Below are 19,664 nucleotides of genomic sequence, written 5' to 3'. Positions count from 1 at the left end.
CTGCCAAGCGGTAAGTCTGTTAACGAGGGCTTTGTTCTGTAAACCGTTTTCATCACACTAAAAATAAATAACAGAAAATGAATCCTAAAAGGAACTATTTTCCTTTTCTCGGTGGCATTGTCGTGCTGATGACCCTGGGAGGATGTACCGCCAAAGATCCCGAGATCAAATGGGACTATTCTGACAAAGAGGTAGTAGGACCTCCTCCCCAAAAGACCGCGCGAATAGATCTGGATGTTTACCTGGATGCCACTTCCTCCATGGAAGGATTTGCCGTGAATGATGCATCGATTTACAGCCAGTTCCTGGACCAGCTGGAAGCAAGCGCGCTTTCCGCCTGGAAAAATACCGACGCCAGGTATTATAAGTTCGGTGAGTCCATCAGGCCTGTAAGCAGAACGGAGTTCCTTTCAGCCAAAAACAACCCTGCCTTTTATCATGAGAAAGGCATTTTTACCAAAACCTATATAGACAGTGTTGTTAAAAGAACAGATACCAGCAGGTTAAGCGTGCTGGTAACAGACCTCTTCCAGGATGAAGGGGATGTAAACGCCATGGTAGAAAAGCTAAAACAGAAATGTTTCGCAAATGGCATCACTGTAGGTATTATTGGTATCAGGAGTGCCTTCGATGGAAAAGTATTTGATGTACAGGGCTTCCCCTCCGGTTACACGCTGAAATCAAGCGAAAGGCCCCTGTATGCAATTGTATTTGGTAACCTGTACAACACGGAATTGTTATTTGAATCTCTGAAGAGCAAACCATTCATAAAGGAAGAACAGTTCCTGATCATTTCCAGGTACATTAACCGGTCTTTCAACGTTTCCCTCAGCAAAACAAGAGATGCCACTTCCCTTACTAATAAAAAATCCCTTAACCCACATTCCTTCAACTTCATTATGCGTGAAGGGAAAGACGGCCGCCTCAATTTGCTGGTTAAACTTGACAGGAATACCCGGTGTGCCGATTTTTCCGCCCCGAACCTGAAAATAGTGGCATATAAGAAGAGTGTCACTGATCCCAAAAACAAGGTAATTGACAGTGTGCTGACCAATGACATTTCCATAGAAAGTATCCGGCGATCAGGCGACAGCTTAACCGCGGTGCTTACATTAAAGAACAATGGTACAAAAGGCTATTATTCTTATGAAGTGCTGCTTAAACCTGATGAGCTGAACGGGCTGGTTGCCCCCGCCTGGGTAAAAGATTTTTCTACAGATCGACCTGTTCCGGGTACCCCATCCGCCAGTAAGACCTATAACTTCGATAAGCTCTGCTCTACCTTACTGGTGGCCAATGCCGCCATCTCACCTTCCTACATCGCAAAATTTTACATTAACATATCTAAACGATAGATGATGAACAAGAGCCCCTTAAACTACCTTCTCACAACTGCGTTAGGCGTAATACTCTGGGTTATTACTGCCATTTTCTTCGGCGGCGTTTTCAGCGAATCTTTAACGCTGGCATCCTCCACACCGGAAGACTTTCTTGCCAGTTACCGGCTTTTCCTCGGGCTGGCAGCCTTTGCAGGTATTCTCAATTGTCTTTACTGGTACTATTACGGCAGCCTGGATACCACGGCGGGCAGGTTAGACAAGGCTAAAAGAGTATGGCTAAGCTCCATTATACTACAGATTATCTGCGCTGTCGCGCTCCTTTTTATACTGGTGATCATCAATCTATCAGAAGGAATGGCAACAAAAGACTGGGCAATCATTTTCTGCATGCTGTCATTGCATACCTGGTTCTTCTTCTGGTTTTGCACATTCTTTATGTCGCCAAGAACCGTAAAATATATCCCTTTCTTTAAATAATACTAATACAGCAACCAATGCCCAAAAACTATCTTATCGGAATAGGTGGCACCGGCGCACGAGTAGTTGAGGCTACCATTAACCTCTGCGCAGCTGGCTACGGACCAGACGAACTGTCCATATTTCTTATTGACCCAGATGCGGGAAACGGCAATCTGACGCGCACCAAGACTACAATCACAAACTATATCAAGTGCAGGAACAGCCTGCAAAGAACAGCAGATATTCCCATCTTCAAAACACATATAAAGATACCACCGGATGAAAAAGGCCTTGTCTGGGAAATATTCAGCGACAGAGGCACTACGCTTTCAAACTTCATCAATTATGAAAATACAAAACAGACCCAACCTGAACTGGCAGAATTTGCGTCCATCTTATTTACACGTAATGAGCTGGACACTGAACTGAACGAGGGCTTCAGAGGTCATCCCTCCATCGGCGCAGTAGTCATGTCTAATCCTCCGCAGGATAACTATCCTTTTAAAATGCTGTTCGATGACCTCGCCGGAAGCAAAAAAGCCAACGATATAAGGGTATTCCTGGTAGGCTCCGTATTTGGCGGAACCGGCGCTGCAGGGTTTCCTACATTTGGATCAAAACAGATACTTAAGTTTCACCCTTTTGCAAAATTGCTGGAGAACGTGAGCCAGATCCTGCTTGGCGGTGCTCTGATACTACCTTACTTCAACTTTGATCCGGACCCCGAAGCCGAAAAGACAGAGAAGATGTTTGTTACCGGAAACGATTTTCCAATTGCCACAAAAGCGGCGCTCCAATATTATAATGAAAAGGACCTCGGCTTTGACCAGATATATTTTATAGGCGACTCTCTTGCGCAAAAGGTAGGCAAATTCAGCACCGGCGCTAAAGACCAGGAAAATATGCCGCATTACATCGAAGTGGTATCCTCTCTTGCAGCATTTGACTTTTTTGAACAACCGGAAATAAAAGGTGAAACCGATAAAATGTTGTTCACAGCCTGTCGTGACAATAAAACCATCAGCTGGAACGACCTTCCTACAAGCCGGGACCCACTGCTGATACGCCAGACGCAAACCGCGCTGAAATCGCTTATGACCAACATGACGGTATTTGCCTATACATTTCTCACGCTCGGCAAAAAAATACTCAATACTCAACACAAAGAAATAAAAGATGCATGGTATGCGGAATATTTCCGCTTCAATGAAAAAGATGAAAAGGAAAAGGTAAAAGACCCCAGGCAAATGCAGCATAAGGATACCCTGGACGTTTTCTCCCGTTTCCTGTCCGATTATCTTTTCTGGATAGCAGCCATGGACGACGCTTCAGGTAAAGTTAACCTGGTAGATAAAAAAATGCTTGTAAACGGGGAGCCGATGATAGGCAAACCGTTCAACCTGATCAACCCGGAAGATGAAACTACCAGGAGGAATATCGGCTTTTTACTCAAAAATGAGCAGGAGAATAAGGGGAAAGATATAAATGAATTTAAAACAGCCGGTCTGAACCAGGTAACATTAAAGAACCGGAACCTCACAGAAGCCGCCAGTAAATTCATCACTATTTTTTATGAGGGCGCCAGCAGATTCAATAAGCTGAATTACAATGTGAATTAAAACAAACTGTATGCCGCAAAATCATTTTTTCCTGCCTGAACTCGATGCCAATATTCCCGTTCCCAAAGAAAATGCGCATTGGTTCAATAATGAAAAAAAAATCATTCTGGGTATCAGCGATGGGATAGTGATCGATGAGCAGGCGCTTACAAAGGGAGTATCCTCCATACCCGATATATGGGCAAGACCATTACTTTTCCAGTCTGCTATGCGCTCCAACTCCAGGCATCCGCTGAGAAAGAAGTGCATACAGGAGTGGAGAGGCCTCTTAAGCCTGCTGGCCCTGCATAAGGTTAAACCGGAACTGTCTGGGCTGGAGATCATACCAATCCATCTCAATAACGAAGCATTTTCCACCGCCCTTAAAAACCTCAGCCCGAAGCCTATACAGCTGGAGAAAGGCAAGCCATACAAATGGACAGACATCCTGATGATACGCTTCAACGGCATTGCTATCGGCGCCTTCTCTCCTGCCACACTCGTCTATACAGGTGTAGATTACAGTCACCGGTTAAAACAGGTTGCTTTCTCCTTTAAAGATAAAGATGGCTTCCTGGCCCCTCCTGAGAATAAAGAAGACGGCCTGGAATACCTGGGAGAATGGCTGTATCATCTGCAAAAAAAGCTGATCCCCATTTTCTATGCAGATCAGAGCAACCCTGACAACGCCGTTGTAAGCACTATCAATGAATTGTTAAACGACTGGCTGGACGAAATCAGGATGAAGCTGGGGCTGAAAGAAAATGCCTCTATCGATGTAAAAACCCACAAGGTAGCAGAAGACGCCATCGACGTTAAAGGCGTCGCCACCTTCCTCGCAGAGTACAACGTGTATGAAAGGTTATTACATCCGCTTCGAAGGGATGAGACTATAAAGTCTGATGAGCTGATCTCAGATATCCTACTGCAGTCATCCAGGAAAAAGGAGCTGCGGGTGGTAATGATAACGGAAAAAATACTCAGCGAACAGGTGAACATCTGGAACGGCTTAATTCCAAAATCCCTCGGCGATAATTCGAAGGCTATTATTGAAAGATTTTTCAATGCTCCTTCCGGGCAAACAATCAACGGAATTGATATAGGGTCTGATAAAGGTATGTGGGTAAGGCCGGAGCTCTACTTCCTCTCTCCTACCCTGCTGAAGGCCAAGAATGGCTACATGCTCAATGATCCGGAAGAAGAATTAAACATCAATAAAAAATATATCCTTCCTTTCAGGAAAGAAATACTCTCCTTCTTTTCTGCCAATGAGATTAAAGAGAAACTGAACCCTTCCTTCAAGGATGAGGGAAGCACTGTGAAATTCTCCTTTTACCTGCCAATGGAAGGGCGGTCAGGTTATAAAGTTGAACGGACCTATAAAACAAAAGTGAACCAAAGCGAAGAAGGCGAGATTGTGGAGGTAGATGCTCCCATACTGGAAATTTTCCCGGATTACCTGGGCGAAAGCTGGAGACGCTACTATCTGTTTCAGGGAAAAGCAGACAGTTTTCATATGCAACCCATTGTTGAAGGTGAGATAGCCATTACCCAGGACCGCGAACGGCAGCTTAAACATGATCATGTATCAGAGCGGGTAAAAATATCACAGCTATTTGGCGACAACTGCTTCCCTGAAGCGATTGCCGTTAACAACGAGAAGGATGCCGCCCTTGGACTGCTTTTAATAGAAAAGAAAAACAGCGTTCAGGGACTTAAGCATACCTGGACGGTAGGCATTGACTTCGGCACCTCCAATACCAATGTCTATAAAAACAGAGGCTCGGCAGATTCAGCGGAAAGATGGAGCTACAACTTCCCGGACTACTATAGAAGCATTACCGAAAGCGATCCGGAAATACGCAACCATGCCCTGGAAGAATACTTCTTTCCAACCCGGAAAGTGATCCTTCCCATTCCCAGCACCCTTAAAATATATAACCTCGCCAATAAGGAGACCATGGTGCTGGATTACTTTATATATTATCCCCTTGCCTATAAATTTCCCGACAATGTTCTATCCGATATAAAATGGGACGGCGCCGGCGAAAGAAATACGGAATACTTCCTGGAAAGCCTGTTGTTCCTGCTGCTGATTGAAGTGGTCAGGGAAAACGTGAGCGAGGTGCGATTGGCCTGCTCTTATCCCAAAGCATTCTCTACCACAAACATTGAGGTGTTTCAACGTGAATGGGAGCGGGTATTCGAAAAGCTGTTGAAATACGATGGTGCGATACAGAATTACCGGGTGCTGGATATCCACAGGGAAGTAACGGCAGACAACGAGATAAAGATCCGGATAAAGAAGCCCATATTTAAAACGGAAGGAATAGCCGCCGGCGAATACTTCGCCAGCCCGCTTACCATCAAGGATATCAGCCAGCGCGCAAATAAAGAGATAGCCGCCATCTGCCTGGATGTGGGCGGAGGCACAACAGATATCAGCATATGGTATCTTAACAATATTGCATTCGATGCTTCGGTATTGCTGGCCGGGCGGCAGCTGGCAAGCATATTGCAAACAAACAACCGGGTATGCGAGCTGCTCTTTACAAAAGAAGCAGCCATTGCCCTGGAAGAAAAAAAGAATGAACCAGGATACTTTTCAGCCCGTTTGAACCTCATCCTGAAAAATGAGGAGGAACGTGTGCAGGAAATGCTTGTAAAACATGCAAACAACAAAGACGTTCAGCAGCTGCGGCAAATCATTGCGCTCGAGTTCGGCGCCTTATCCTTTTATGCCGCAGAGGTATGTATCTCTACCAACGAACAGGTAGGCGGCTTGCTTACCAGGATATCGGATGACGGCATTAACCTCCATTGGGGAGGTAACGCGGCAAAACTCATTAACTGGATTGACTTCGGCAAATATAACAAGCAGGGTATTGCCTCCAGGATACTCAATGCTGCCTTCTTTAATTGCCTGAACGACAAATCTGCTTTACCGCAACCCGTTAAGGCCAAAGCAGTAGAACAATTGCAGTCGCCCGGGTATAAAAGCGAGGCATCCGGCGGACTGGTAGTAATGGATCTTGATAACAATAACGGGCTGTTATCCGGATCCAGTAATGACATGAACGATGAATATGACATGCCTTCAGAAAGCACTAATGTACATCAGTTCTATGCAGGCGTAGTATGCGGGGAAAATATTGAACTGCTGGACAGATCCGTTCCTTTCCATATGCCTATTTCCAACAGGGACCTGTTTGATGAAACAAACAGAACAAGATTCAAAACAACTTCGCTTGACCGTTTGATACGCTTTATAGATATCCTGAACTTCTTCGGGATAAAGAATGGATTGTTCACTGAAGATACAAAGATTGTGCTGGGAGAGGCCGAAAAACGCATTATCAGGGATGGCGTGTTGAAAGAATATATCAGGATGCAATCGCTTAAAGAAAGCCAGCGCCTGATCGAGCCGGTGTTTATCATAGAAATAAAGCTATTACTGGAGATAATAAAATCTAAAATGATCTGAATATGCTGCTAGGCATTGATCTTGGAACTACTTATTCCTGTGTGGCTTTCATTGATGAAAATGGAATGCCGAAAATAATTCCTAATACAGACGCACAGGAAACAACACCCTCCGTAATCTGGTTTGATGGAAAGGCAGCTTGCGTAGGAAAAAAAGCCAACGACCGGAAAATAACACCCACCTCTCCGATCTATGAATTTGTAAAGCGGGATATGGGTAAACCACGGCATATCAATTCCCGTTATGAAATAAACGGGTATTATTACGGAGCTGCAGGTATGTCTGCCATTATCCTGCGAAAACTCAAAAAAGAAGCATTCCTCTTCTTCCGGAAAAATGGCATTTTGCCAAAGGATGCAGAAGAAAAGAGCACAATTATACCTGCGGTGATCACCGTACCGGCGTACTTTGGCGATCTCCAAAGACAGGAAACACGCAAAGCGGGCTACGCCGCCGGTCTCGATGTGGTGGCCATCATCAATGAACCCACTGCCGCCGCTCTTGCCTATGGCAGAACCTTACAGGAAAATAAAAAGATCCTGGTATTTGACCTGGGAGGAGGTACCTTGGATGTTACCATATTACGGATCCAGAACGGCGACAGCATCGTGCTCACCTCCGACGGTGCCGACGAACTGGGTGGAAAGGATTGGGATGAGCTGATCATGGATTACCTCTACAGTGAGTTCCGCAAACGAACTGGCAAAGACATCCCTGAAGATATGGGGTGGGATATTCAGCAAAAAGCACTGGAAGCAAAATTCGAACTTACCGTTAATGAACAGACAAACGTCATCATCACATCGGAGGGCGACGACGTAGAGATAACACTCTACCGCAGCAATCCCTTGCAGAACGACATGAATGACCTTGATATGGATACCGAAGCGCCCTTTTATTTTGAAGAGCGCTCATCCAACCTGTTGTCCCTTTGCAGAACCATTTGCACAAAGGCGCTCGAAAAAGCCAACCTGAGCTGGGGAGATATTGATGATATTATACTGGCCGGCGGCGCGTGCAGGATGCCTATGATACCGGATATGCTGGAAGCCTTATCAAAAAGGAAAATCCCCAGGAATATACCGGGATTCAGCTACGATACGGCCATTGCCACCGGCGCAGTAATATACGGCACAAGGAGAAACCGTGTAAAAGATGTAACCTCCAAGGCCGTTGGAATTGAAGTGAAGATCAACGGGAAACCATACATAGAACCACTGATTGAAAGAAACCGCATGCTGCCGGTTAAAGTTGAGCAGGATTTCCCGGCTGAATCTAATGCCATACTGAAAATATATGAAGGTGAATCCAGGCAACCGGATGAGTGCGTGTTGCGGGGCAGACTCGAACTGGGTAATCCCCCGGGTAATGTTAAAGTAACGATCACGGTGAATGAAGACGGTGTGCTTGGATCAATCGTAGAGTTTCCGCCTGACGCCAGGAAAGAGCTATGGATACAAAGCGACGATGTTGATATAGACAAGCATGAATTAAGGAATAAGATCAACGAAATCGATATAAGATTATAATCCTTTGCCTTTAATATCGAAACCAACATGCCAGGAGAAAAAATATTGCCGGGAGCGGCTGAAAACAGTAACAACCCCGAAGCCATCCTCAGCGGGGAACAAACCTCCGTAACTGCAGAAAGCAAAGAGCCTGTTGCCACTACACTAAAGGAAAGACTTGCTCTAAGCACTGCATCCGGCGGATTGAAACAGCTTCCTGAAGGTTTTGACGATCAGGCAGGTGACTGGAAAGTAATTCATTCTGACAACCCCTTCGAGGTATTGTACCTCGACTACCAACAGTACCGGTTCATCACTTCCGACATATTAAAAGGAAATTACAGCTTACTGGAAGAATTCTGGAAAAGTAAGGCGGACCGTATGAATACAGGCGGCAACCGTATTGCTTTCAAAAATAAATACGGCGAGGGCACTATAGAGAACAGCCTGAACAAACTAAAAAAGGCTTACAACAAACTGAGCGCCCCTGATGGTGTTGCACAATACTATACTGAGATCAACAATGCCCGTATACAAAAGGGCGAAGAGCAGCTAAAAGACAGCCTGGAGCATATGACGATGGATGGCGTTGCAGACAAATCCGAGGTCCAGCTGTGCCTGAACCGCGGGCTTAAATATGGGCTCACGCCGGACGAAACTGCCGTTATCATTAAAAAAACGATCGACGCCCTGCACTTCCAGCCTTACGGAACCTTGTCTGGCGAATCACTGATAGAACAGCTGCTGTCTGTGAACAGCTGGATGACCCAGGAAAAAAGAGAAGCGGCAGAAAAACTTGAAGAGGAAAGAAAGCTCCTGCAGATCCAGATACTACCTGGTAAGTATGCAAGCACCATGGAGCAGGTTGGCAGCATTCTTTTTGATGATCCGGCGGAAGCTAAAACGCTGATAAAGGATGACCTGCTGCTGCTTCAACAGTCCATCGCACAGAAAGACATTGTGCTTGCCAGGGAGATCGGCAACATTGCAAAGACTTCCAAAGACCGGGAAGCTGTTTTCCTGAGCATTGTTTACAGGTTGAACCGTTCCTTACCTTACCGGTTTTCTGCCGGCCGTACGGCCAGCGGGGTAGCAGCGCTTTGCAGCTTCTTTACCGAAAATGAACTGGCCCACAAACAGGGAAAAGACCAATTCAAAAAAGGATACATCGAAATATGGCTGAAAGAAACCAACCCTGCCGCCTACAGCAATTTCCTGGTGATAAGGGATAGCGCCGAAAACTTAGACCTGGCGTTCCTGCGGTTCATCTATACATTCAACAAGGACCTGCCTTACTTATTTGACGGTATCAATAGTGTAAAACAACCGCAGGAGCTGTGTACAGTTATAAATAAAGATAAGAAGAGCTGGGATGCAGGGAAACAGGAACTTTTCAATCAATGGATCCCCGTATGGCTGGATGCCATCAACCAGTCTCATATCACCGCTGCCTGGAATAAAGTAAGAGATGCGTTTCAATCAAGGCAGGACAATGGTCTTGAATATTTTCTGCACCTGCTTAAACCTGCGCTTCCGCATGCTGATCTCTCCACTGACACCAGCTCGCTGGCATATCCCGGTATCCAGAGCGGGGAGATCATCCAAACCCAAATCACCTTTACCAACAAAACGAGGGGCTATACAGCAGCTTACCTTACATTCTCTAAAAACATACCGGGTGTTTCGGTCTCACCTGAGCTGATTGCCATTAACAACACCACCGGCGTTACGCATTGCATTGTAACACTGAGCATTGACTCCGGCATGCTTGTAAAAGGCGTTCATTATGATACCAGCCTGGTGGTTACCACTTTCGAACAACAAAAGATCAGTATCCCTGTTACTTTTACAGTAGTATTTCCCCGGAAGGCTTTTATTACCGAAATATGCCGTTATGCAGTTATAACCGCTGTCTTTTTTGCGCTTATCCGGCTGCTCATCGCTACAAAACATAGTGACTGGCTGGGGAATTCATATAATACTTTCGTTCATTGGGAAATTGCCCGGGAGCATTATGGTTATTTTGCCCTTTTTGGAGGTGCGTTTTTTCTCTTTGCAGCAGGGATCTGTACAGGATTATATTTTCTTATCAAATACCTTATTAAAAGATGAGCACCGGTAAAAAAACAGGGACGGGTGAATGGGTACTGATCATTATAGGAGCGACGATCGGTTTATATGTGCTGGGACAGCTTATTTTATTGCTTGTTATAGTAGCTGCCTTCTATGGGTACAACTTCTTCTTTCTTGTAGACAACATGCTCAGGATAGATGCGCTTAACCCTGTCCTCGTATGGGGAATGCTGGGCCTTTTTATTGGCAGCATTACAGGAGTAACCGTGGCGGTTAAAAAGAAAAAGTTGCAGAAATGGCTGATCCTGTGTCCGCTGCTGCTCGCGGCCCTTGTAATCACCATAATGTGCATGATCAATAAACCTGCGCAGTACACTTCAGATTTTAACCTTTCAGGAATTGCCAGACCTGCAGTTGCGGTGGAGATCACCCGGGAATTCTATATTGCCACCACTGACGTAAATATACGATCCACCGCCTCGAAATTCGGCCGCGTCATATCCACACTAAAACGGGGCCAGGAAGCAGAGGTTTTGCAAAAGGGCTTCTACGACAGCCGCAATGCGGAATGGGTAAAAATAAGGTATAATGGCAGGGAAGGATTTGTGAACCTGCATTATCTGAAGAAAAACAGAACGGAAACCGGACCCTCACAGCCAACGCGCTGATGCTCCCCAAAACGCACTCATCATCTGCCAGGAAATGCAAGCCCGCCACTGAGCGGGCTTGCATATTTAGTAATAATACCCCGGCTGATTGCGTATTTATACAGCATGCATTCGCCTCAATTATGCCTTACTTTGTTCTCAGCTTACATGAGCAAACCGGCTGAGGTGCTTCCCCGGCTATGGCGCTCGTTTTTAGTTAACCTTAAAATCCGAAAAATGAAAACAATTCATGCCCTGTTGTTTGCGGGAGGGGTCTCTCTTGCGGCAATGTCATTCAGGCCTGCACCAGAGGTGGCGCCTGACCTGTTGAACAACCGGGAAAAGACCTCCGGATTCAACACATCTTTATCCACCATCGTTTCATCCAACCGTACTCCCCTTTTCACCCCTGCAGTGGCGTTTGCATTAGCGGAGTCATCCTACCTGGGTACTGCGGCCGCTACTGCTGCGGCTGCCAATTGGCTGTTCGGATTTACTACCCGCTCCTCCTTGCTGGGGACATACAAAAATGTGATGAAGGAAGTGGATATGCGTAACCTGGATGCTCCCAGGATGTAGCAGTAAAGCCTTTCAGCATTTCCCCGCTGAAAGGCTTTAATTAACACCATAAAAACTGACAAAAATGAAATCAGGACTTTATATCGCTGTTTTTCTTTTGTTTTGTACCTACTGGCTTGCAACAATATTCTTTGTAGCTCCTGCCAATCCTTTAAATATATCGGCAGATATTGGACGGGAGATCTTTAATACACATTTTTATCAGCGCTGGTCCTTCTTTGCACCACCCCCTACCTATAACCAGCGGGTATACATTATATTTAAAAATACAACTACGAAACACAAAGACGTTTTCGAAGCTATAGCTCCTATCGTGCTTGCAAAGCATGAGAAGGCGCCCTTTAATGAATACTACCAGAAGATGGACTATATACTGGCATCCTCGCTCATCAATATTGAAGGCAATGTAAAACTGCTGCACGATGTGTTTGCCAGTAAAAGTATGCAGTCACTGTTCAAAGAAAAAGATACCAGTGTAAAAGAAAGAATCGTGAACGATATAGAAAAAACAAGCGACTTCCGGACACTGATAAAGTATGCCCGTAAAATTGCTGACGAGAACGGGATCAATAAAAACGATGTGAGCTGCCAGGTTATCATTACCAAGGTATATATCCCCCAGTTTGTTGACAGGAAACTACAAAAAGGGAAAGAAGAGATCGCATTCAGTAGCCACCCCTTCAACCTTTAAACATGAAAAAGATAAACGCATTCGTTATGGGGCTTACGGTAGCCAATAACTACAGCTTTTACCTGAGCTGCTGCAGGGTCTTCGCCTGTTTACTGCTTCTGAAACAGGTGGCCTTCTCGTGGCAATTCCTGCCATTGCTGTATACTGACGCCGGCTACCTGGCGCCTATGCACCGGTATATCAGTGAGTTCTTTATCTCGTTTGATGCATCCCTGGTGAGAGATCGTATTTATACTTTCTTCGGCGTGTATATCCTGTTCCTGATCTTACTGCTTTTCGGCGTGGGAAAAAATTTCTCCGCCATAGTAGTCTTCCTGTTATATGATATCACGCAGAAACTTTGCCCGCAGATCCTGAACGGAGGAGACAATTTCCTGCGGTTTATCCTGCTGTACCTGGCGTTTGCAGACAGCTTCAGGTATTTCTCGATATCCGGGTATGAAGGCGCCCGGTTCTATAAGCTAAGGTGCCTAGCTTCCAATTTAGCCGGCATGAGTATCTGCATGCATTTATGCCTGATCTATTTCATCAGCGCTATCCATAAAATACATGCGGATGTATGGTTTAGCGGAGTAGCCACCTATTATACCTTTAACCTGGAGCGGTTCAATGGCACTCCCTTTAACACCAGTCTGGCCAACAGCGCTGTATTTGTTGTGACTACTACCTACGGCACCTTACTGCTGGAATTATTGTACCCCATACTGATCTGGACCAGGGCGCTCAGAAAATATTTAATACCGGTGGCAATTATCCTTCACGCGGGCATTGGTATATTCATGATGTTATACGATTTTCAGCTGATATTCATTTTTGCGCAGGGTTTCTTTTTAAGCAACCAGCAGTGGCTGAAGATATATCATGGAAGCCTTTCTGCCTTTAGCAAACTAAAGCATTTAACTACCGGCAGGCAAGCCAGCGCCGCATAAGATATTTTTATCCATGCGGCGCTCACTGCCTCCCTATTCCTGCGCCGCAATTGCGTCTTCCAGGTTATCAATTGGCGGCTGATTCATTTCGTATCCCGAATAACCAAAGTTCTGGTTAAGCCTGCCCTCCCTGTTGGCATTGATGTCTGCCTGCGGCACCGGCCATAGGAGGTGGTAGGGGCTTGCTGTGAATACAGCGCCGTACACTGTTTTTACGCCTTTGTTGTAAAAATTGTTATACCTGCTGAGGCGTTCATACCAGTAGCTGCTCTTTGAAAGGCCGTCTACTGTATAGGTTTTACCAAATTCGTCCGGCTGCTGGGTAAGTGCGAAAATATAAGACACACGACTCAGTTCCACATGCCGCAGTTCTTCATAGAACAATTCACGGGCTCTTTCGTCCATAATGGTTCCCATGTTGATCTCACCGGCGGTATACAGTTTTGTACAATGGGCCCGGCTGCGGATGGTATTCAGATCATTGGCAGCGGCCGCCTTGTCGCCTTTCCAGAAATAGGCTTCCGCACGCAACAGGTAGGTTTCTGCCAACCGGTAAACATACCAGTCGCTGGCGCCGCCGTTATAGTTATCCACCGTTTCACTTCTTGGAGATTCCACCCAGAGCTTGTAATGAGGCCAGTCATACCAGCAGCGGATCGTATCAATGACCAGCAGCTTGCCGGAGCTGTTATACTTCTGCAGTGGCTTTCCGTAATAAGGGTCTCCGCCTGAAAGCAGCGAGGGATTATTATACACCATATCTTCCATACGCATCCAGTTACCGGTAGCGGTGCTGTGGCGCAGATCTGCGGTATCCTCCCAGAGGGTATTGGTGCTGTACCAGGTGGGCCGCAGAATGCCAACGCCCCTGCCATAGGTTTTACGCAGGTCTATTTTATCATGCGTCAGTGTGTAGCTGGTGCTCATACCGGATTTGCCTGAAGGAGTGCTGATCAGCTGGTTACCGCTGCCTGAAATAAATGGCAGCGCGCTTCTCATGGAGAACACATCGTGGCGGCTGTTGGCAAAATCCTCCCGGCTGATAACGTTGAAGATAGCTTCCCTGTTGGTGGCAATGGTTTTGTTCGGGCCCCTGTGCAGGTCCCAGATCACATTCCTGGTAATGTTATGAATGGCAGGCATGGGGTTTACGAATGTGCCGAAGGGCGCTGTCATCAGCGAATAGCCGGAGCCGTTAATCAGTGTATTGGCAACCGCTATGGCCTTATCAAACTGGCCGGTGGCCAGGTAACATTTGATCAGTAATTGCTGACAGGCGCCTTTATTCACCATCCCGAAATCAGTGGCAGCTGGTACATGCTCCACGGCAAACTCCATGTCTGATACCAGTTGCTGCAATATCACCTCTCTTTTTGTGGAACGGAAATTGAATTTGGGATTAGTGATCTCTTTGGTCAGCAGCGGCACATCCCCGAACTGAAATACCAGCCACAGGTAGCGAAAAGCCCGGTGAAAATAAGCCATGCCCATCATCTGGTCACGCAGGTTGGCATCCAGGCCTGGCACCCTGTCCAGGTTAGAGATAATTGAATTGGCGTACTTCACGCCTTTATAGCCTTCAAACCAGAACCAGCTGATCTTATTGGTATTAATGTCGTTGTTATTGGAAGTGGGTGTGATCATGGCGTTCAGGTCCTGTGCGGGGCCGGATTTATCCGTTGTACCGATCACCGCCACATCTGAAAAGATCAGGTCAGTAAGCAGGGGAGCCGCTTCCCCTGCCCACACATACCTGAGGTTCCTGTTACAGCTGGTAATAGCTGCTTCCAATCCTTCCCTGGAAGTGAATGTAACAGACGGCTCATAAAAAGATAACGGATCCGGTTTCAGCCAGCTCTTTGAACAGCTCATTGGCAATTGTACGGCTATCCCCAACAGTATAATCCTTATAGATTTATATAGTGTGATCTTCATTGTTAATTCCGTTTAATACTTTTAAAAGGTGGCGCTTACTCCTATTGTATAGTACCTGGGCATCAGCGAGGTGGTTTCAGGATCCCAGTACTCCCAGTCTTTTGCCCATACCGCTACATTGCGCACACCTGCGTATATCCTGCATTGGCTCATATCCAGCCGGCTGGCAATATGCCTGGGCAGGGTGTAGGAAATGGCAACGTTGTCCAGGCGGATGTATGTCTTTTCAATAGCCCTTGGCGGCGTTATATTCTGCACGTCGGTAGAATTCAGCCTGGCATACACGTTAGAAGGGTTTTCCGGCGTCCAGTATTTCCTGACATAAGAGCTGGTCCAGGTAGTGCCTGCGCCAAAATTATTCAGGTAATCTGTAGAGGTCTGCTTATGCCCCCAGTTGGAATACATGTTGAAAGAAAATTCCAGGTTCCTGAATAAGGTAAAGTCATTACGCAATGTCCAGCGGAAACGTGGTGTGGTATAACCAAGGAATTGTTTGTCTTCATTCGTGTATCTTCCGTCATTGTTAACGTCTTCCACTTTTACATCTCCTGGTATTTCGCCATAGCGGGCAGCCTGTTCCCGTTCGTTCTCCTGCCATATGCCCTGTACTTTATAATCCCATATGGAAGAGATATCATGACCAATGAACCAGTTGTTGGAGATATCATCGATCTCTTTGGAACCTACCACCTTGCCGTCTGCATCCAGCACATCTTCATAGGTATAGTAAAGATGTTTGATCTTGTTCCTATTAAGGAAGAAACCAAAGGTGGTGGTCCACTCAAAATTCTTCCGGTCCATATTCAGGGTGGTAAGTCCCAGCTCAAAGCCTTTGTTCACTACCTCTCCCAGGTTGGTGGTAACGGTGCTGAAGCCTGTAAAATCAGGCAGGGATTGGTCCATCAGCAGGTCTGTGGTAGGCATGTAATACACTTCCATGTTACCGGTGATCCGGTTGTTCAGGAAGCCGAAGTCCAGCCCTATGTTCCAGGAAGAGGTAGCTTCCCACTTCAGGTCATAGTTGGCCATACGGTCTACATACAATTGAGAGAGCTCATATACGGTTCCGTCAGGCTGTACATAGGGATAACGTCCCTGACCGGTAGTCAGATTGGAAAGAGCCTGGTAAATATCAATGGAACGGTTGCCGTTCATGCCCCAGGACAGGCGCAGCTTACCGCTGCTCATTGGCTGCCAGTGGAAGAAACGCTCATTGGCAAAGTTCCATGCAAAGGCCAGTGAGGGGAAGGTGGCCCTTGGATTAGAGGCGCCAAATGCAGAGTAGCCATCCCTGCGGAGCGATGCTGTCAGCAGATACCTGTTATCATAGGAATAGAATAAGCGGCCCATGAGCGCATCTCCCGTGCTTCTGAAGTCATTGCTGCTGATAGTGGTCTTCAAAGGATTGGCGGCGCCCAGGTTGTGAAAGCCCAGGGCATCTGTGGGAGAAAAATCCCTGGCGGTGATGCTTTCTTTCCACCCTTTGTGCTCTTCAGCATTCTGCAGCAGCGTTACCTTCACGCTATGTTTTTGAGCGAAGGTATAGTCCCAGGTAATAATGTTATCTATCTGCCAGTCAAACTTCTTTTCGCTTTCCCGCACTGCTTTTCCATTGTCAGACCAGAAAGGGTTCTGTGAAGACTCATGATAGCGGTTGTAGAACCACTGCATGCGGGGTGAGAAATTGAGCTGATAGGTAATGTTAAACGGCAGCTTGATCGTCTGGTAAAGGGTGGTATTTAAAACGGTAAATCCTTTTTCCAGCTGTTTGTACTGGTTATGATAGGCGGTGTTGGAGCCCTGGTTCATACTGGCACCCATAGGCTGAGGGTCCAGCAGTCCGTTATCATCATACGGCAAGGCAAATGGCGAATTGTTAATGATCTGTCCGCCCCAGTCTACTGCCGGGTTACCATCTGAGCGGTCCTGGAAATTGATGTTCACACCGGTATGCATCCATTTGTTGATCTTGCCGTCTACCTTGATATTGGCCCTGTAAGCGCGGTACTGATCACCCACCACAATTCCTTTATTATTCAGGTAGCCCAGTGAAACATAATAGTTGAGTGCATCCTTGTTCCTTCCTGAAAAACTCACGTTGTAGTCCTGCTGCAGGCCGTGCTGAAATGAATTCTTAAACCAGTCGTAGGTCCTGCCTTTGGTGTAGTTCTGCCGTTCCTTGTCAAACAGGCCGATGCGGCGCAGCCATATATCATCCGGGTCGCCGGTCAGCGCATCATAGGCCAGCCAGTCGTTCATGGTGATACCATACTTTGCCAGGTTCTGTTCTGTTGGCTGTACATACATGGCCGGGGTGGCCCACCTGGTAGTACTGTTAAAGAGATCTGTACGGTAGTTCAGGTAGCCCTGTGCATCATACACTTCCCGCTTTTTACCCATGGCGGCTATTCCTGTATTGGCGTCAAAACGGACGGTGGGTTTATCGGTAGCGCCTTTCTTGGTGGTAATAATAACCACGCCGTTGGCTGATTTTGCACCGTAGATAGCGGCGGAAGATGCGTCTTTCAGCACATCGAAATGCGCTATATCCTGCGGGTTGATCTCAGACAGTTCTCCAAAGAAGATCACCCCATCCAGCACAATGAGCGGGTCATTGGCAGCTTTTAAAGATCGTTGTCCGCGTATCAGCATATCACCGCCGCCTTTTGCAGAGGTGTTCTGGCCAACATATAAGCCGGGCACCCCGCTGCGCAGCAGGTCCTGTACAGAACGCGGACTTTCCTTTTCCAGCTTTGTTGTCTTAAGCTGACTGATAGCGCCAGTAAGATCTTTCTTCTTCATGGTACCATAACCTACCACCACTACTTCACTCATTTGCTGATCCTGGTTCTTCAGTTGCACCCGCAGGGAGAAATCTGCGCCGGGTTTCAGGCTATAGCCCGACAGTACCTGCTTTTCAAATCCAATGAAGGAAAAGGCAAAGGTGTAGCCCGGTCCTGCAGGCAGACGGCTGAAAGTAAAAACACCCGCGCTGTCTGTTTGTACTGAAGCCGTAAAATTGCTTTCCGCATTGCTAACGGTTACGCTTACACCCCAAAGCGCCTCTCCTGTTGATTCGCTTTTTACAATGCCCGTAACATCCGCGCGGTTTTGCTGGGCAAAGGCCCATGCTGGAATAAGGCAAAGCATAGCAACTATGCCCAGCAGGGCATACGTGGAATTCCATTTTTTCATTTTAAAGTACAAGTCTTTAGTTAGGCAATAGAACGCCCCGATGTTGATCTGTGCAACATCCCGGAGAAATTGATTATCCTGATTTTGGCTATTTCTTTTTCCTTATAATATAACTTCCCTCCTTCTGCTCTACAGTAAGATGATTCAATAATGCTATATCTTTTAATATGGTCTCTAACGAATCTGTTTTCCGCATCCGCCCGGTAAAATATTTATTATGTACATCGGAAGGATAATAATAAATATCTACCTGGTAGTAGCTGCTGAGCTGATCAAACACTTCTGCCAGCTGCGATGTTTCAAACGTGTACCAGTCGGGCCTTTGCACCACATACCCTGTCCTGTTTGCCGGGCCTGCTTTTACCATCTGCTTACCCGGTGTACTATGTTTTACACTTGCCAGCATAGTAGCCTTATCATAGGTGAGCTCATCACCTGGCAGCAGTATCACATCATTCTTCCACTTTGCGTGCGCTGTATCGGCAGCAGCTACCCGTACCTTGCCATCATGCAGCTTTACCATGATCACATTACTCTTCTCAAACGCCTGCACGGTAAAGGAAGTACCCAGTACAGTGGTCACCAGTTTATCTGCATACACGGTGAAGGGCTGCTCCTCATTTTTAGCTGCTTTAAACAGCGCCTTCCCTGACAGGAATACCGGCCGCTTGTTATCTGTTATAAGCGCTGCGTAGAAACGTACGCTGCTCCCCGGTGATAGTATCACCTCAGATCCGTCTGCCAGCAGTACAGGCATCAGTGTATCGGTCGTATTCCTTCTTTCTTGCAGCAGCTCCTTGGTTCCGTAAGGGTCAGTTGTTGTAGCAACAAAGTCGCTTTTATCTGCCCGGTTGATCCATAATAAGGCGATCATCGCCGCCGCTCCTACCAGTGCTGCAGCTGTGAGCCAGGCCATACGCACCCTGCGGCCTTTCCCAAAGGAATGCCTGCTTACTGTTTTATACAGCTTTTCAGAAAGTTGGGGGTCCAGCTCCCGGTTCGGTGTAAAATTGTCCCAGTCCTCTTCCGTCATGTATTGATTCCACTCTTCCGGATTATTCCTGAAATATTCCAGCACCAGCTTCTTTTCTTCGTCACTGCATTCATTCCTGAAATACTTGTCAATTAATTCCTTTGGTATCATTTGCAGCTTGATAATGTGGAGCCTCCCGATACTATATCGTTTGAAAAAGAAGCATCCCCTAATGAGAAGAAAAATTTTTTTT

13 protein-coding genes are annotated in these 19,664 nt (G+C 46.6%); 10 read left to right on the top strand and 3 right to left on the bottom strand.

Annotation, left to right across the window (positions count from 1 at the left end; translation table 11 throughout):
* Window positions 1-77 precede the first annotated feature (77 nt).
* The 10 genes from Q0577_RS15625 (at window position 78) to Q0577_RS15580 (ending at window position 13,308) form a co-directional block, all read left to right on the top strand.
* Window positions 78-1,355, top strand: coding sequence for a hypothetical protein (locus Q0577_RS15625; protein ID WP_298737807.1), 1,278 nt, complete (start codon window positions 78-80; stop codon window positions 1,353-1,355).
* A 3-nt stretch (window positions 1,356-1,358) separates the two neighbouring features.
* A complete protein-coding gene (locus tag Q0577_RS15620) occupies window positions 1,359-1,817 on the top strand; it encodes a hypothetical protein (protein WP_298737806.1) in 459 nt (152 codons plus the stop codon).
* A gap of 17 nt (window positions 1,818-1,834) precedes the next feature.
* Window positions 1,835-3,418, top strand: coding sequence for a hypothetical protein (locus Q0577_RS15615; protein ID WP_298737804.1), 1,584 nt, complete (start codon window positions 1,835-1,837; stop codon window positions 3,416-3,418).
* Between the two features lie 10 nt (window positions 3,419-3,428).
* A complete protein-coding gene (locus Q0577_RS15610) occupies window positions 3,429-6,881 on the top strand; it encodes a cell division protein FtsA (protein ID WP_298737802.1) in 3,453 nt (1,150 codons plus the stop codon).
* Between the two features lie 2 nt (window positions 6,882-6,883).
* A complete protein-coding gene (locus tag Q0577_RS15605; RefSeq protein ID WP_298737800.1) occupies window positions 6,884-8,410 on the top strand; it encodes an Hsp70 family protein in 1,527 nt (508 codons plus the stop codon).
* A gap of 27 nt (window positions 8,411-8,437) precedes the next feature.
* A complete protein-coding gene (locus tag Q0577_RS15600; RefSeq protein WP_298737798.1) occupies window positions 8,438-10,501 on the top strand; it encodes a hypothetical protein in 2,064 nt (687 codons plus the stop codon).
* Window positions 10,498-11,130, top strand: coding sequence for an SH3 domain-containing protein (locus Q0577_RS15595; protein WP_298737796.1), 633 nt, complete (start codon window positions 10,498-10,500; stop codon window positions 11,128-11,130). The genes Q0577_RS15600 and Q0577_RS15595 overlap by 4 nt, the downstream gene beginning before the upstream one ends.
* 216 nt (window positions 11,131-11,346) lie before the next feature.
* Window positions 11,347-11,688 carry a hypothetical protein gene (locus Q0577_RS15590; protein ID WP_298737794.1) on the top strand — a complete coding sequence of 114 codons (342 nt, stop codon included), beginning with the start codon at window positions 11,347-11,349 and terminating at the stop codon, window positions 11,686-11,688.
* Between the two features lie 64 nt (window positions 11,689-11,752).
* The gene (locus tag Q0577_RS15585; protein ID WP_298737793.1) at window positions 11,753-12,379 is read left to right on the top strand and encodes a hypothetical protein; all 627 of its coding nucleotides are present in this window, start codon (window positions 11,753-11,755) and stop codon (window positions 12,377-12,379) included.
* 2 nt (window positions 12,380-12,381) lie between these two features.
* Window positions 12,382-13,308 (top strand): HTTM domain-containing protein, encoded by a 927-nt coding sequence (locus Q0577_RS15580; RefSeq protein ID WP_298737792.1) that lies wholly within the window; start codon window positions 12,382-12,384, stop codon window positions 13,306-13,308.
* Between the two features lie 33 nt (window positions 13,309-13,341).
* On the opposite strand, the gene Q0577_RS15575 is transcribed toward Q0577_RS15580, so the two are convergent.
* The 3 genes from Q0577_RS15575 to Q0577_RS15565 all read right to left on the bottom strand — a co-directional run bounded on the left by Q0577_RS15575 (window position 13,342) and on the right by Q0577_RS15565 (window position 19,582).
* The gene (locus tag Q0577_RS15575; protein ID WP_298737790.1) at window positions 13,342-15,243 is read right to left on the bottom strand and encodes a RagB/SusD family nutrient uptake outer membrane protein; all 1,902 of its coding nucleotides are present in this window, start codon (window positions 15,241-15,243) and stop codon (window positions 13,342-13,344) included.
* A gap of 21 nt (window positions 15,244-15,264) precedes the next feature.
* Window positions 15,265-18,438 (bottom strand): SusC/RagA family TonB-linked outer membrane protein, encoded by a 3,174-nt coding sequence (locus Q0577_RS15570; protein WP_298737789.1) that lies wholly within the window; start codon window positions 18,436-18,438, stop codon window positions 15,265-15,267.
* A gap of 88 nt (window positions 18,439-18,526) precedes the next feature.
* Complete coding sequence (locus Q0577_RS15565; RefSeq protein ID WP_298737788.1) at window positions 18,527-19,582, bottom strand: FecR family protein; 1,056 nt, start codon at window positions 19,580-19,582, stop codon at window positions 18,527-18,529.
* Between the last annotated feature and the right edge of the window lie 82 nt (window positions 19,583-19,664).

Origin of the sequence: uncultured Chitinophaga sp., assembly GCF_937898475.1 — a bacterium.
Lineage (GTDB): Bacteria > Bacteroidota > Bacteroidia > Chitinophagales > Chitinophagaceae > Chitinophaga.
This window is presented reverse-complemented; position numbering and strand designations above follow the sequence as displayed.